The organism is Pseudoalteromonas sp. SR41-1 (assembly GCF_014164015.1).
In the GTDB taxonomy this organism is placed as follows: domain Bacteria; phylum Pseudomonadota; class Gammaproteobacteria; order Enterobacterales; family Alteromonadaceae; genus Pseudoalteromonas; species Pseudoalteromonas distincta.
In genome coordinates this window covers 16,175-32,516 of the sequence record NZ_JACJEK010000014.1, presented here as the reverse complement: position 1 = coordinate 32,516, position 16,342 = coordinate 16,175, and the positions used below count along the sequence as shown (strand labels likewise).

Annotated in this window: 9 protein-coding genes; 3 read left to right on the top strand and 6 right to left on the bottom strand. The window is 40.6% G+C overall.

Features of this window, described 5'->3' with window-relative positions; all coding sequences use genetic code 11:
- Window positions 1-15: 15 nt before the first annotated feature.
- The 3 genes from H5118_RS13220 to ttcA all read left to right on the top strand — a co-directional run bounded on the left by H5118_RS13220 (window position 16) and on the right by ttcA (window position 2,857).
- A complete protein-coding gene (locus tag H5118_RS13220) occupies window positions 16-753 on the top strand; it encodes an FNR family transcription factor (protein WP_002963069.1) in 738 nt (245 codons plus the stop codon).
- 103 nt (window positions 754-856) lie between these two features.
- Window positions 857-1,789 (top strand): universal stress protein UspE, encoded by a 933-nt coding sequence (gene uspE, locus H5118_RS13215; RefSeq protein WP_182695100.1) that lies wholly within the window; start codon window positions 857-859, stop codon window positions 1,787-1,789.
- A gap of 153 nt (window positions 1,790-1,942) precedes the next feature.
- The gene (gene ttcA, locus H5118_RS13210) at window positions 1,943-2,857 is read left to right on the top strand and encodes a tRNA 2-thiocytidine(32) synthetase TtcA (RefSeq protein ID WP_002963067.1); all 915 of its coding nucleotides are present in this window, start codon (window positions 1,943-1,945) and stop codon (window positions 2,855-2,857) included.
- Between the two features lie 82 nt (window positions 2,858-2,939).
- Here ttcA and H5118_RS13205 read toward each other — a convergent pair whose 3' ends face one another.
- The 6 genes from H5118_RS13205 to recC all read right to left on the bottom strand — a co-directional run bounded on the left by H5118_RS13205 (window position 2,940) and on the right by recC (window position 16,322).
- A complete protein-coding gene (locus H5118_RS13205) occupies window positions 2,940-4,001 on the bottom strand; it encodes a hypothetical protein (RefSeq protein WP_182749076.1) in 1,062 nt (353 codons plus the stop codon).
- 264 nt (window positions 4,002-4,265) lie between these two features.
- Complete coding sequence (locus tag H5118_RS13200; protein ID WP_182749074.1) at window positions 4,266-5,336, bottom strand: hypothetical protein; 1,071 nt, start codon at window positions 5,334-5,336, stop codon at window positions 4,266-4,268.
- Between the two features lie 286 nt (window positions 5,337-5,622).
- Window positions 5,623-6,948, bottom strand: a complete 1,326-nt coding sequence (locus H5118_RS20850) for a PAS domain-containing methyl-accepting chemotaxis protein (protein ID WP_149602861.1) — start codon at window positions 6,946-6,948, stop codon at window positions 5,623-5,625.
- 479 nt (window positions 6,949-7,427) lie between these two features.
- The gene (gene recD, locus H5118_RS13190) at window positions 7,428-9,476 is read right to left on the bottom strand and encodes an exodeoxyribonuclease V subunit alpha (protein ID WP_182749072.1); all 2,049 of its coding nucleotides are present in this window, start codon (window positions 9,474-9,476) and stop codon (window positions 7,428-7,430) included.
- Window positions 9,473-13,036: an exodeoxyribonuclease V subunit beta gene (gene recB, locus H5118_RS13185; protein WP_182749070.1), complete on the bottom strand. Its 3,564-nt coding sequence runs from the start codon at window positions 13,034-13,036 to the stop codon at window positions 9,473-9,475. Before recB ends, recD begins: the two co-directional genes overlap by 4 nt.
- The gene (recC, locus tag H5118_RS13180; RefSeq protein ID WP_182749068.1) at window positions 13,023-16,322 is read right to left on the bottom strand and encodes an exodeoxyribonuclease V subunit gamma; all 3,300 of its coding nucleotides are present in this window, start codon (window positions 16,320-16,322) and stop codon (window positions 13,023-13,025) included. The genes recB and recC overlap by 14 nt, the downstream gene beginning before the upstream one ends.
- Between the last annotated feature and the right edge of the window lie 20 nt (window positions 16,323-16,342).

Here is a 16,342-nt window from a genome sequence, read left to right as displayed (position 1 = left end):
TAAACGGATTAAATTATGGATTTCTCTCAAAGTCGCGCTAAAGGTAATTGTGCTATTAGCTGTAATAACTGCAGTATTAGTCAATTGTGCTTGCCATTTTCTCTCAATGGCCAAGAAATGGATAAGCTAGACGAAATTATTGAGCGAAAAAAACCACTCCATAAAGGCGATTATCTATTTGAATCAGGCGCACCTTTACAGGCTATTTATGCTGTACGCTCTGGCTCATTTAAATCGTACACATTATCAGAGCAAGGTGATGAGCAAATAACCGGGTTTCATTTAGCGGGTGACTTAGTAGGCTTTGACGCGATAAGTAAAATGGCGCACCAGAGTTTTTCACAAGCACTTGAAACGTCAATGGTGTGCGAAATACCATTCGATACCCTTGACGAACTTGCTGGTAAATTACCAAAACTTCGTCAACAAATAATGCGCTTGATGAGCAGCGAAATTACATACGATCAAGAAATGCTGTTATTACTCAATAAAAAATCAGCAGAAGAACGCTTAGCTAGTTTTATTTATAACTTATCAGAGCGTTTTGGTGAACGTGGTTTTTCACGCAAAGAATTTAGATTTACCATGACTCGCGGTGAAATAGGTAACTACTTAGGCCTTACCGTAGAGACCATTAGCCGTTTATTAAGCCGTTTTCAAAAAGCCGACTTAATAAAAGTAGAAGGTAAATTTATTACAATTTTAGATAATGATGCCTTAGCTAAAACGGCAGCAATCGTTAAGCCTCGCTAAATTAAATAGTTTGATTTAGAACAACAATTTATATGCTACCCCTTTAACTGTTTTATATTTGCGTTACACTAATTGTACACCCGTTAGGCAAATGGAGTAGCATATGAACACTATTAAACGCATTATTGCGGTTATTGACCCTACCAAAGACGATCAACACGGTTTATCACGTTCAATAGACTTAGCCAAAAAATCTGGCGCAAGTATTACCGCCTTTATGACGGTTTACGACTTCTCTTATGAAATGACAACGATGCTATCTGGCGATGAACGCGAAGCAATGCGTGATGCCGTACTAAAAGATCGCCAGCTATGGCTTAACGATTTGGTTTCACCTTACAAAGATATAAATATTGACACCCAAGTGGTTTGGCATAACCGTCCTTATGAAGCCATAATCGATACTGTATTTGATCAAAAGTACGATTTAGTAATTAAAGGCACACATCAACATGGTGCACTTAAATCCGTTATTTTCACCCCTACCGACTGGCATTTAGTACGAAAATGCCCTGCCCCTGTGTTGTTTGTTAAAGAAATGGCATGGCCAGAAAACGGTAATATTTTAGCTGCTGTGAATGCGGTTAGTGAAAACGAAGAACATGTAGCACTTAATAAACGGGTAATTAAAGACGCACAATTTTTATGTGAACTTGCCAACGCAAAACTTAATTTAGTTAATGCTTATCCTGCAACGCCCATAAATATAGCAATCGAAATTCCTGAGTTTAACCCTGGACTTTATAACGAATCAGTTAAAAAACACCACATTGAATCAACCAATGCACTTGCTGCTGAGTTTAATTTAAGCCAAGAGCAATGTTTTATTGAAGAAGGCCTACCTGAGGATGTAATCCCTGATGTAGCTAAGCGGTTAAATAGCGAATTAGTTGTTATTGGTACCGTTGGTCGTACAGGCTTAAGTGCCGCTTTAGTAGGTAATACAGCAGAGCATGTAATTGATAGCCTTGACTGCGATGTACTAGCACTTAAGCCCGATGGTTACGTAAGCCCGATGGCAAAGAAACTAGATTAATTAAAAATTTAGCAAGTAACATCCAGTTTGTTACTTGCTAAAAATACCGTGTTTAATTACATCCTAAACTCGCATATTCAGGTGGTTTGGGTATAATACGCCCCTTTATTTTTAGCAAATAACTTTGCTGTATTGTTTTACTAGGGGGCGTAATTGTCACACTCAGATCAAGCTAAAGCTCAATTTAACTTAAATAAGCTACAAAAGCGTTTACGTCGCCAAACTGGTCAAGCCGTTATGGACTTCAATATGATTGAAGAAGGTGACCGTATAATGGTGTGTTTATCAGGTGGTAAAGACAGCTACACAATGCTTGAAATGCTTCAACATTTAAAACGTGTAGCACCTATAAAGTTTGATCTCGTTGTTGTAAACCTAGATCAAAAACAACCAGGGTTTCCTGAGCACGTTTTACCCCAGTATCTTGATAAATTAAATGTAGAATACAAAATTGTAGAAGAAGATACCTACAGCATTGTTACTGACATTATTCCTGAAGGTAAAACAACCTGTTCACTTTGCTCACGACTGCGCCGTGGTATTTTATACCGCACAGCAAATGAGTTAGGCGCAACTAAAATAGCCCTTGGCCACCATCGTGACGACATGATTGAAACGTTGTTTTTAAATATGTTTTACGGTGGAAAACTAAAAAGTATGCCGGCTAAATTAATGAGTGATAACGGCGAGCACATGGTTATTCGCCCACTTGCATACTGCAAAGAAAGCGATATAAGCCAATACGCATTTGCACAAGGTTATCCAATTATTCCGTGTAACTTATGTGGTTCGCAAGAAAACCTACAGCGTAAACATACAAAAGCAATGCTCGCTAAATGGGATGCTGAGCACCCAGGCCGTATTGAGAGTATTTTTACAGCAATGCAAAACGTCGTGCCTTCACACTTAGCTGATGCTGATTTGTTTGATTTTAAAAACTTACAAACCGGTGAAGTCATTGATGGTGGCGATATAGCTCTTGATAAGCCAGACATTCCTAAAGTGCCTGTTACTAATGAGCTTGATGAACAAGAAGCGCCAAGTGTAGTTACTATAAATCTAAGCTAACATATCTAGGCTAACAAATTTAAGGGGGTTGTATTTATGTACAACCCCCTTAAATTTACCAATTCAGCCTTACGTTCTATTTTTAACTCTCAGCTAGGCCTTGTAAAAACTCTAAACTTAACTTTTCTTGTGCATTAGTCTGATACGGCAACTGCTGTAAACTGTCGTACGAGAAATCGTTTATATCAAAATGGCTTATTTCACTATTCCCAAAGCTGTTACGCTCACCTGGGCTTGGCGACATTCTTTCTATTACAAAGTCACTTAAGCGCATATCGGTAACGCCCTTAGGTAATACTGACCAATGAGCTTTTAAGTCTACGGTTTGGCTCCCTTGCGTTAAGCGTTCCTTAGATACCAAATGAGCAAGTGGTGTATCACCACTATATAAATTCGCCCTAACACGATACAAACCACTTTTTATCACCGTTAAATTAGCTGGCATAACCATGTTTTCATTTTGAGCATAAGCAATTTCAAAACCTGTTAAAGTAGCACTTGGCGGCATATATTGAATTTGCGCAACTACGGGTACTTTTTTACCGTCCACATCGCCCTGCACATACACTTGCAAACTACGAGGGTAATCTTCATCTTCTTTAAATGTAATAATTGCCTCACCGTCACGCGCATTGCCCGTATGGGTATTTAATACTTCCTTTGTATCAGTATTTGCAAGTTCAATGACCACTTTACCAAGCCCTTGAGCGCTTACCTTTATTGTTATTTCTTCTGGATATACAAAACGATATTGTTTGAGGCTTACCGTTAAAGCATCGCCGCTTTCACCTATGGGGCTCGACACAGGATAAAACTGATTTGGCTTTAATCGATCTTCATCTAAAGGACTCAAAGGTTGGGAATAAGGAGGAAACTTAAGTGCACTTTCGTATTGAATCACTACTTGCTGCGCTGCTTTTGTTAGGTCTTCATTAAACGCAATTTGCTTTTTTGATTGTGGTTTTTTAGCTTTAGGCACATCTATAGGGATCACTTTTACAGGCGATAAGTCAGGTGCGTTCGCGCTGTGTTTAATCTGTGGTTTTATTGGCTCAGCAACTTTATGAGCATCATTTTTACCAGTAAACCATAGCGAGAATAAAATAGTGCTAATAATTAAAGCAACGACATAAAATTTTTTCATTTTTATATTTCAATCTTTTATAAGGCGTATAGTTTTTAATACCAATCTGCTTATATATGGGTCTATTTAACGTCAAGAAAATTACGCTAGAACTAGGCAAAAATTTTTGTATCTAGTTGTTCTCGGCAATTGCTCCCTGCATTGCTCTACCTCCTGCATCCATGCAGTCGTAAATAAAAAATTTTTAACGACGTTATAGTGGAATTTAATTCGTTAAATTGATCAAAGATTTATGCAGATTGGTATCACTACACGCCTTCTATGTTATGGAATCACATTATAAATAAGTGCTGATGCACTTAAATTATTTGAATCCTTAATATAACGATATTGTTTTTTCCAAAACCAACTACCTGTAGCTTTATCAAACGTATTAAACCCTACGTTATTACCTTCAACATTTACGTTATTCATGGCTATTGTGACATTACCTTTACGCTGCGCGTTATGTATTTCGTTATGGCTATAACTGTCACTCATCATCATTGGATAATGATTTGGCATAAAGCTACTAACAGCATCACCTTGCGATTTTAAATGGCCATCTGTATCAATACTGCTGCTACAACTTCCAAACGAGCCAGCCGAACTTGCACCACATGAAGAGTGCGATGCTACAACCGAATCATCATTACCTTTTAAAAATCCACCTGTTAAACCTAAATACGCATTACCATCTGCCACAAAGCGTAATCTAGGTGTACGTGCATCAGGAAATGGCGATATTTTACGGGCATTATTCACTTTTAAATCGTGTAATACACCAACAGCTTCGGTTACATCGCTCCCTAGCCACCATTTGAGTGCTGCATCGACCGCAAAGTTCCATGATGCGCCAGTTAAAGCACTAACGGCTACATCTGCAAGCTCACTTCCACCACCCGCGCCTGCTAAATCAAACGTCGCAACAATATTAAGCGGCTGTAAGCCTGCGTTTTCTAACCAGTTTTCTTGGTTATCAATAATATGGCGTGCAACTAAGTCGCCTGTTGAATGTGTTACAAATACACAGCCATCACTGCATAAATTAGAGCGTGAAATTTGCTTTAACTTTGGCCACACCCAATCGGTAGCAATTTTGCCTTCAATTCGCTCATAAGCAGGCCAATCAATTCGCTCATCTGCACGATTATTCCAGTACGATTGCCAATATGTTTCACCGTCATTAATTACATCACTACCCGACTTATTGGTTATTTGCGAAGTTTGTAACCCGTGAATTAATATAATTTTGTAGTCTTTACTCGCAGCAGAAAAGCTCATTAGCATAGCAAGCCCAGCACCAATTAGGTGACTTGGTTTAATTAATGTGTGTGTGCGCTTAGTGTTGTTCATACAATTCCTTAATGTTGTGTACGTAATATTTTATTATCATTTAAGGTATTCATACTAGGGCTTGTCAGCCTTTGCGTTCATCAGTATTAGGAACAAAGAACAAAAATGCAACAATTCATTATCATTTATAGGAATGAAGAAACTTATTACTTGTTATTTAATGGGTTAATAAAGAATAGTTGTTAAATTTAAAATTATCAGGGATGTTTCGAGAGTAATATTGAGGGGGGTTAGGTTGAGCGGGTACCGGTAAAGGTGCCCGCTTTAGAATAAGGACGTAACTAATCTAGCCGTTAGCTTTGAGTTCACTGGTAAATTGCCCAATCGCATTTACAACTTCTTGTGCGCCTTGCTGAATTTCCTGCATCACATCACCCGACTCTTTAGATAGTGCTAAACCTTGCTCTGCTTTTTCTTTACCTTTTTCTATTACAGCCACCGTATTTTGGGTTTGTGATTGGTTACGCTGTACTACTTCTACAATTTCTTCTGTTGCTTTTGATGTACGCGATGCAAGCAATCGAACCTCGTCTGCAACCACAGCAAAACCTCGACCTTGCTCTCCAGCCCTAGCCGCTTCAATTGCGGCATTTAATGCTAACAAATTGGTTTGCTCTGCAATACTACTAATACTTTGTACAATACTCGATATTTGTTGCGACTGCTGATCAAGCGCTGAAATTTCACTTGCCGCTTGCTCCATGTTAATAGCCAGCTCGGTCATTACTGCAACCGTATCTTGTATAACGCTCGCGCCTTGCTCTGCTTTTTTATCCGTTTGGGTTGAGGTGCTATAAGCAATTTCGGCAGCCTGAGATATCGCAATCTCTTGATTTACTTGCTCTGTAATAACTGTGGCAAACTTCATTACTTTATAAAGCTCATTCGCGTCATTTGAGATTGGGTTATATGACGCTTCTAACCATACAACATTGCCGTATTTATCAACACGCTTAAAGCGCTCCGCTATAAACTGTCCTTCTCTTAATTTAGCCCAAAACTGTTGATACTCTCGGGAATTATACTCTGAAGCTTCACAAAATGTGCGATGGTGTTTTCCTATTAATTCACTTTCTTGATAACCCATTGCTGATAAAAACTGCTCATTTGCTTTTAAAACATGGCCTTCTAAATCAAATTCAATTACTGCCATAGAGCGATATATCGCTTTAATAGTGTCGCTTTGTTCGCGAGAAGCTGTGATTGTTTTTGTAAGCACACTCCCGAATATAGAAAAATAGAGCAACTGATCTTGCTCCCCTTTTACAGGATGTACTATTAAACGTAACCATTCAGCTTTACCATCACCGCGCGCAATTTGTAATGCACCGCCCCAATGTCCTTCTTTTTTTATAGCTTGCTGTAGGCTTTTAAATTCTGAAGATTGACGAGATGACTCAGTAATAAAATCATCAAAAGAGTTATTAGTAAGATCGTCTTCGTTGTAGCCTAAATTTTCTAAAAACCTATCATTGGCGTGCGAAATTCTGCCATCATAGAGAATGTTCAGTACTAACATCTCTCGGTAAAGCCCTTCCCACACTTGTTGTAACGGATAGAGTTCAGCTTTTAAAGAGGCTATTTCATTTTGCTTATTTTTAGAAAAAAACATTAATATCCTTACTAGGGCGTGTTGACCTTTGTGGATTGAAATTTGTTCAATCTAGGGGCGATTAAATCACGGCGCGAGGTTTGTAACCTAGTGGGCTCGATAACTGCTCCTGCGTTATTCTAATGGCTAACATCCATGTAAGAATAAGTAAAAACCGAGCAAAGCTTCCGCGTCCTGCTCACGCCCCTTACCTACATCCATGTAGGCAACAAAGAGTTAATCGTCCCTAGAAAGAACCCAAAGGGCAGCGTATGTTTGGTATTTATACTACGTTATCGCCTATTTATGGGAAATACCACACTACATAGGCTCTGCCTTGGCTAAAAACCAAACACACTACTGCAAATTCACCCACCAAAGATCAACACGCCCGAATACATTCAATATAAAATTAACTTTAGTATAGAAGACATTTATAATAACGCGATAAATAACAAGCAGTTTGAAGCTAAATTATTAATAAAAAATTCAAATTAAGCTTAAAATTGTAACCTTTCATATAAACCAGATGCTCTTGATACGCTTTTATTCATTGCTAGTTGCAGTACTTTTTTGTCAGCCACCAGCTCAAACTTATTTTTAGCGCGGGTTATTCCCGTATACACTAATTGCCTGTTAATACCCATGCGCGCTTGTTTTAGCGGTGGCAGTACCATAGCGGTGTAACTAAACTCTGAACCTTGTGATTTATGAATAGTCATTACGTATACTTTATCGTGTGCAGGGAGTCGTGCTGGCGAAAATGCTCGTTGATTACCTTGCTCGTCAATAAATATGGCTTTGAGCTGATTGCTTTCATCGGGCATTAAAATACCAATATCGCCGTTAAATAACTTAAGCTGGTAATCGTTTTGGCTCACCATAATGGGCATGCCTGTATAATGATGAGTATTAGGGCTAACTGTTATTAAACCTTGCTGTTGCAATACGCGCTCTATTCGCTGATTTAAGCTATGCACGCCGTAATCGCCCTCTCGTACCGCAGCTAAAAGCTGATAACTAGCAAAAGCAGCATGCACCTGTGCAACATCTGCACCTTGGGCAATTAAGTTAAGGTATTTTGCATAATGACTTGCTGCACTTTTAACAAGCTTTTCAATTGGTTTCGCTACAAAGTCGTAATCTAAAATTACATCGTTAAAACGCCCTTCGGTACTTTCTTGCTCAACGTAATTTAAAATACCGGTGTTATTTGTGTTTACCGCAAGTGCGAGTTGACCAATGCCGCTTTGTGCATCAAATCGATAACTGTGCTGTAAAAAGGCAACGCAATCTGCGAGTTTAAATTCACTCACGCTTTGCGCTACGAGCTTAGGCTCATTATTAAAACATAAGCTATTTAGCTCATCACAACGTGCTTGCGAGTAGCGTGGCGTTTGCCCAAGTGTTAAACCTTGGCATAAATCGCTCATTACGCTGCCAGTATCTACCGAGGCCAGCTGGTCTTTGTCACCTAGGAGTATTAATCTCGCATGCGCAGGCAGTGCTTCTATTAATTTAGCCATCAGCGATAAATCGACCATACTGGCTTCGTCAATAATCAGCACATCTAAATGCAGTGGATTGCTTTTGTTATGTCTGAATTTATTAGTAAACGGTTGTACGCCTAATAAGCGATGAATAGTTTGAGCGTTTTGCGGTATCAGCGTTTTTATATAATCAGGAATCGTTGTGAGCTTATTTTTAGCGCCTAAAATAGACTCACTTAAACGTGCAGCGGCTTTACCTGTAGGGGCCACCAGCTTAATGCTAAGCGGCGCGGTTTTATAAAGTGACTGCAAAATAGCCAACAACTTAGTCACTGTGGTAGTTTTACCGGTACCTGGACCACCCGTGATCACGCTAAAGCCTTTGGTGGCAGCAATCGCACACGCCACTTTTTGCCAATCAGTTTCAATTGCAGAATCAGCAGGAAAATAGGTATTTAAAAGTTCTGCCAATATTTCATTATTAATATTGAGCTTTCGCTCGCTCATGCTTAATAGTCTATCTGCGAGTGTTTGCTCATAACCGGCAAGGCGCGCAAAATAAAGTCGCTCTTTAAACAGTTGCAGTGGTTTATTTTCGCCCACGCTTTCATGGTTTTGCAAATAACTGAGCGCTGTATGTACATTAAAGTCATCACTAAACGGGCTTAGCGTACTGGGTACATTGCCATCTAGTTTATTAAAGTCGCTTTTGCGCAAGTTAAAAGGATTGCTCCAGTCAACCTCATTTAAAGTTAGGCAGCTATGCTGGCTTTGCTGCGATAAGCACAGTAATAAAATAATATAAAACAGCTCATTATGTGTTTGCTCAATGTCATTAGCACACAGTAATTCTGCGAGTTTAACATCAACCACACGTAGTCGGTTTTGTGCTAATAAATACTCAAGTAACGGGACTTCGATAATAGTATTATTTAACACAATGTCCTCTAATGGGACATCTTGTGCTACATTTTTTGAAGTAAGAGGCTCTACGGCTTCATTATTAAGTGTCTCGTCTATATCGTCAAACAAGCCAGGTTGCTCATTTAAATCGCTCATAGCATGGCTCCTTGGCTAAATAAGCCATCTAAAATAATCACTTGTTCTTCAGTTAGCTTTTTAAAGTACACGCCTTGCCCTGCCGGCATCCCACGTAAAAACGTGTAATACACGCCGCCTAAATGAGTTTCTATTGAGTAATCAGCTATACGTTGTTTTAATAAACGATGCAGCGCTACCGTGTAGATTAAATACTGTAAATGATACTGATGACTGCTCATCGCTTGCTCAAGCATATCGCTCTCGTAATCAGCTGGCGTGCTACCTAAATAATTAGACTTATAATCTAAAATATAATATTTGCCTTGGTAGCAAAATATTAAATCGACAAAGCCTTTTAACAAGCCCTTTACTTGCGAAAATTCAAGCTTACTTTGCGTAAAACCAAAATGTTTAATTAGCATTTCGTTTAGCTTAGGTGCACTTAAGCTCTCAAGGGGTAGATTAAACTCCATTTCGACTAGGCAATCATTGGGTGTAAGCACACCCAATGAAAGAAGGCTGTTATCTAGGGGACACGCAAGAACATCAAGCACCCATTTTTCAGCCACTTCTCGCCATTGCTCACCTATGTGGTACTTTTCAAGGCTGCCCTTAACTACCTCAGATAAGTTTTGCTCAGTATTAGTTGGGTGAACTATTGGGCTAGTAAAATCTATTTGTTCAAATATTTCGTGTAAACAGCTACCAGGCTTTGCCCCTTTAGGAAAACTATAAGGTGATGGTATTTCGTCCTCTTGCACTGCAAACTCGTCTTTTTCGTGATCTTCATCACTTCGCCCTGGGGCTAATTGGTCGCTGTGCTTTTTAAAGCTCAATGCACTAAAGCTAGTTGCTCGCCAGTTACGCTCAATATTTGCCGTTACTTTATTAACACTTAACGTTTGCTGCGCACTTTCACTGTTATTAAAACAAAGTGTTCCCTGCTCTAATAATGTTTGTGAGGTAAATTGCTGATAGCTCATCGCGCTGTTAGCGTCGCAAAACTCACTTAAATGCGTGCGCCATGTTTGGCTACTGGCAAGTTCAAGCCCTGCAAATAAAACATGCCCAAGTGCACTACTTTGCATAGCCAAGCGGCTACTTTGTCCTTGCCCTATGTTATAAACACCAAGCGCACAAAAATGTACGGCGCGAGTAAGTGCTACATAAAGCAGGCGTAAATCTTCAGCTAGGCGTTCTTGTTCTGCTTTTTGAAGGGCATCTTCGTCTTTACTTAAATCGTAAACTAGCTTGCCATTATTATGATAAAGCGCTTCTTTTGTTTCGCGATAGCCACTGGCAAACGGCATAAATACCAAAGGGTATTCAAGCCCCTTTGAGGCATGCATAGTAACAATTTTAACCAAGTTGGCGTCACTTTCTAGGCGCACTTGTACTGTTTCACCGTCTTGTTGGCTTACCTTTTGTGCAAACCATCGCAGTAAACGTAGCGTACCTTCAAGCTCTATTTGTTTTTGCTGAAGTATTTCGCCCAAGTGCCTAAAGTCCGTCAGCCAACGCTCAACGTTATATCCTAACCCTTGCCATTTAGCGCTTAGCTGGTTATAGCTCATTAAGCGCTCAAGCATTGCCATAGCGCCTTGCTTGTTCCAAATGTGGCTAAGTTGTGCAAAAAAGTTTAAGTAGTCTTGCCATTTATTTTCATCATCGGCGAGTGCATGTATTTCGTTATAACTTAAACAAAATAGTGGACCCGCTAAAACACCGCGCAGCAATGACTCGTCATATTGACCATGCAGCGCTGTTAAAAAGTTAAGTAGGTGATGGCTAAGCTCTTGGCTAAAAACGCTCTCGCGCGATAAATACACACTGGAAATTTTGGCATCATCTAGCGCTTTTTTCATTATTTGCGCTTCAACACGGTCGCGCACTAATATACAAATATCGGCAGCGCTTACAGGGGTACTGCCAATACACGCATCCCCTTGTTTTGCTTTTTCAAGCAGGGTCACTATTTTATTAGCAAAGTGAGTGGCTAAATGTGCTTGCCCTACACCTTTGTTGGTTGGTTTGTTTTTTTCATCGGCGGCTTCATCCACAAATACATTAAATTCGAATGCGGTCGCGGGTTTACCATCAATTAAAAAAGAGTCTTCCGCTTTTTTACCTTTAGCAGCTACTGCATTAAAGGGTATAGCGTCGTTATAAATAAAACTGTTAGCGTGTTTGCCAAATAAACTATTAACGCTATTGACTATATCGGTGCTTGAGCGAAAGTTAGTCCCCAGCGTAAATTGCTGATCAGTCTGTACAGCTTCTTTTGCGCCAATATACGTAAAAATATCCGCGCCCCTAAAGCCATAAATAGCCTGTTTGGGGTCGCCTATCATGGCAAGCGTGGTATTTTGTTGCCCATAAATTTTACTAAAAATACCGTACTGAATCGGATCGGTATCTTGGAATTCATCAATCATGGCAACCGGAAACAACTGCGCAATTTTTTGCGCTAGTACGTCGCCTTGCTCGTTATTAAGCGCACTGTGTAGATTGGTCAATAAGTCATCTGGGGTGATAACACTTTGCTCTTGCTTGCGCTTAACTATTGCGGCTTTTACCCAGCGTGCTGCATGTTGTACAACCGCTATTTTGAGCCCTTGGTTTATGGTGTTGTTAAGGGCGGCAAGCTCGTCAAACTGACTCAGTAATGGATGCACAAATAATGGCTGATTTTTTTTATAATTGCTCACATCGCTTAAGTTTTCTGTACTCCACACTTCAAACGAATACTTGCTAGTGCCAAATTCAAAAAACAAATCACCCCCCAAACAAAATGCCTCAAGCGCACCAAGGCTGCCTTTTCGTGCTGGCGTTTTAGACCCACTTAAACCCGAGCCTTTAATAGCACCTATAAACTCTTGCTCTAACACCGCTTTTTTAAATGCAGGCACACGGGTTATGTACTCGTCACGGGCTTTCCATACATCATCTAAATTTATTTGTGGTGTAATGTGCGCATTAGCTTTGTTTAAAATGCTCGCCACTTGAGCGAATAAAGCCTCGGGTGCGGCAAATACATCTAAAATAGCATCGGTGCGTTCTTTATTAAGTGGGTATACAAATGCCCGCCAAAAATCTTTAATAGTTTCGAGTAATATGTCGCGCTCATCTAAAATAAATTCGAGATTAAACGCCACACCCGACTCAAACGCATGTTGCTTTAGCATCCGCTGACAAAAGCCATGAATAGTAAAAATAGCAGCTTCGTCCATTGATTTAGCAGCTGCATCGAGTAAATCAAACGCGCGGTGTTTATCATCAATTTTGGCAATTACGCCTTCAATAAGTTCGTCGTTTGGGTTTTGCCCAAGCAATGCGTCGCGCGCAGCAATAATTCGGCTACGTACGCGGTCTTTAATTTCTTGGGTGGCAGCGTCGGTAAAGGTTACTACCAAAATTTGCTCAACACTGAGCGGCGTATTTAACTCACCTTCTATTTGCATACCTAGTAAGTAACGTAAATACAGCCCCGTAATTGTATAAGTTTTACCAGTACCCGCACTGGCTTCTATTAAGCTTTGACCAATGAGCGGCATAGTAAGAGGATTAAGCGTTTGCATGATCACTCTCCTTTGCGTGTTCAAATAAAGGCGTGAGCAATTTATCACTCCATTTTATAAATTCTTCTTGGCAGTCGTTTAGCGATTGCACCGTTAAGCGAATATACGGGTTTTCGCCCTCGCCTCGCCCTATGTATTGCGGGCTAAATTTGCTCATTGCTTTTGTTATATCGCCGCCGCTTTTAACGTATTCATAACCACTTACCGGAAAAAACGGCACAGGCTCCGCGCGCAGCGCTTTATATAACTCAAACCAATCAAGTAACAATGCATCGGCATCAGCTTTATTAATTGGCGCAAAGGTAATTTGCTTATCAAGCCCAAGTAACAATGTTTCTACTTGTTGATCCATACTTTGCGCTGCGAGGTGATAAATAAAGCCTTTAATTAAATCTTTCGCTTTAATACTCGCGCTGCGGTAAAACACTTGTTTTTGCAAATAAACATGATTGAGCCAGCCTTCTATTTTGGTGCCTTCAATAGTAAGCAAAACTTCTATCGGCTCACTTTTTCCGCCCTTAATGTGCTCTTTAACCTGCCCTGCAAGCGCGTCAACTCGGTGCTCCATACCCTCAAATAAGAGGCTGCCAACATTAGCTTGAGGTAACTCACCCCGCTGCAGTATTTGCTCGGTACTTAGTGGTTGCTCGTTTATATTGGCTTTAAGTATTTCATCAAGGTAAAAATAACGGCGCAGTGCATCTAGGCTAAAGGGTTCTTCGTCTTTTGCTACTTCGTTAAATTGTGGCAGGCGTAAACCTAATGTTTGTTGATAAAAGCTCTCTTGTGCGCTGCACACACTTTTAATAAACACATCGAGATCTAACTGTTCTGGCACAACAACATCAAGCGCGGTAACTGGCTGTGGTTTAATTGACTCACTTGGCAGCCAAATTGGATTGTAACTGTGTTTACTCAGCACAGTATTGGCTTGCTCATCGGCTAAATAATAATGGCTATTAAAGGGCTGTAAATGCTGCTGATTAATTAGACATTCTGGCAGCGTTTTTTCACTCTTTTCGCTTAATACAAAGCTACGCCCAATATATTCTAACAGCTCGCTTACAAGCGTTGATGGCATACGCGGTTGGTTATCAAAACACGAGCGACCAATGTAACTCATGTATAAGTTGTCGCGGGCACTCAGTAGTGCTTCTAAAAATAAGTAGCGGTCATCTAATTTACGTGATCGGTCACCTTTTTGCTTTTTAGAATAAGGCACTAAGTCAAAACCAATAGGCTGTACGTTACGCGGGTAGTCACCATCGTTTAAGCCCAGCATGCATACCACTTTAAATGGTACGGCGCGCATGGGCATAAGCGTACAAAAGTTTACTTGCCCAACCAAAAACCGCTGCCCTACGCCTTTTTCTTGAATGCCTTGTTTAATTAAGTAACTAACAATACGCTGCGAAACCGCTTTACTGTAATCGCCGTTGTCGTGGTGCTTTTGTAACTCTTCGAGCACATTTTGCAGCACTAATAAATCCCAGCTGTCGTCGCTTTCACTTTCGTATATAGCGTTTAATAGCTCGCTTAAAATATGCGCTTTATTAGTGAGCGTATCATCGGGCGTTAGCTGCTCTTTAAAGCTTTGCAGTACATCAATAAAATGCACGAGCTTGTTGAGCGTATCAAGCGCCATGCCTTCTACTTCATCAGCGCTGTAAATACCGTTAAACGGGCATTGTTCGTCGCGCATGGCTATACCAAGCAGTAAACGGTTGAGCCCATGTTGCCAGGTATTTAAATCGATAGCGGGTAAATCAAAGCTGCTTTTATGCGCTGCGTTTATACCCCATTTTACCCCTACACGTTCAAGCCAATATTGAATTTGCTCGTATTCGTGCGCTTCAAGCCCAAACTTTTCGGCTATTTGCGTCACTTGTAATAAATCGAGAATATCCGACACACCAAAGCGCGAAAACGGTAAGTTAGCTAAACTCGCAAATGAACTAAGGACGGGCTTTTCTTGCTCTATGGCTAAATCGGCCAATGCGTAAGGAATAAAACGGCTGCCTTGCGCCCCGCCAAATACAGCTTCAATATAAGGGCTGTAAGTGCCTACATCGGGCATCATGACGATTATGTCTTTGGGAGTAAGCGTTGGGTTTTGATTAAATAAGTTAAGTAAGTAGTCGTGCAAGCGCTCAACTTCTCTGAGCGGTGTATGGCAATCGCTGAGCGTAATACTGGTGTCGGTTGCGCTGATTGGTAACTTACCTTCGTCGTTTATAAACCACTCTTTGTTATCGGTCAGCGATTCGCCTTTAAACGCAAGCTGATAAATCTCGCTTTGTACTTGCCCTAGTAAGGTGTCGTCAAACACATCAATAAAACCATCAATCCAACGGGCATCTAACTGTACAAGTTGTTCAAAATAGTCGCGGCCTAATTTACCCCACGACGATAACAACGGATTACCAATAAAGTAGTATTCTTCATCTGGATTGGTTTGTTTTTTTTGTTGCGCTTCCACCAGCGGCATTTTGGCGTATTTAGCGCTTATTTTAGCTGCTGTTTTTTCATCTATGATATCGCCCCAGTAGTGCTCACTTGGGTTAAAAAAGAATAATATAACCTCTGTTTTTTTACTCAGTGCTTCAAACACCTCAAGCTGGGAGCTGGCAATCGCCGATATACCAAATAAACTAATGCGTTGTGGCAGTAAGCTATTGTCCATGGTCTCAAGTGCTGCAAGTAATTGCCCTTGCATGTTAGCGCGATGAAATTGGCTTTGCCCAAGTTCTTGGCTTAGCTTTACAATGCGTCGCCATAAATCAGGTTGCCATGGGGCAATGGTTACATCTACATCATCAAGCTCATCTTTGCCGCTATCCCATGCGGCTATCCAGTGCGGTCGGTACATTAAATATTGGTCGTACACATCGGCTATTTTTTCGCATAGCGCAAAGGTTTTTTGCCCGTCAATATCGCCCTCTAAATAGGTTTTTAGCGGCAAATAAAGCGGTTCATCAATGCAGGTTGGTAAAATTGCAAACAGTTTCCAAGCAAGGTTGGGCTTATTAAATGCCGACTCTTTAGGGACATTTGGCAGTAATTGCTGATACAACTGCCAAATAAAGCTCGACGGCAGCGGAAAATCTACCTGCGCTGCAACCCCTAAGTTTTCGCTCAAACCTATTTTTAACCACTGCGACATACCCGGCGATTGCACTAGCACCACTTCTTTGTCGAACGGGCTTTGCAATGGGTTTATTTTTAACAGCTGGTGGAACTGCGCTTGCAGGGCTTCCATCCGGTTTGATTGAATAATATTTAGCATATAACACTGGCCTTGCTTGA

Excerpts from the sequence above, each read along its gene's own strand:
- recC (WP_182749068.1), bottom strand. The coding sequence starts at position 16,322 with ATGCTAAATATTATTCAATCAAACCGGATGGAAGCCCTGCAAGCGCAG.
- H5118_RS13200 (WP_182749074.1), bottom strand. The coding sequence starts at position 5,336 with ATGAACAACACTAAGCGCACACACACATTAATTAAACCAAGTCACCTA.
- recD (WP_182749072.1), bottom strand. The coding sequence starts at position 9,476 with ATGAGCGATTTAAATGAGCAACCTGGCTTGTTTGACGATATAGACGAG.
- H5118_RS13205 (WP_182749076.1), bottom strand. The coding sequence starts at position 4,001 with ATGAAAAAATTTTATGTCGTTGCTTTAATTATTAGCACTATTTTATTC.
- H5118_RS20850 (WP_149602861.1), bottom strand. The coding sequence starts at position 6,948 with ATGTTTTTTTCTAAAAATAAGCAAAATGAAATAGCCTCTTTAAAAGCT.
- uspE (WP_182695100.1), top strand. The coding sequence starts at position 857 with ATGAACACTATTAAACGCATTATTGCGGTTATTGACCCTACCAAAGAC.
- H5118_RS13220 (WP_002963069.1), top strand. The coding sequence starts at position 16 with ATGGATTTCTCTCAAAGTCGCGCTAAAGGTAATTGTGCTATTAGCTGT.
- recB (WP_182749070.1), bottom strand. The coding sequence starts at position 13,036 with ATGCAAACGCTTAATCCTCTTACTATGCCGCTCATTGGTCAAAGCTTA.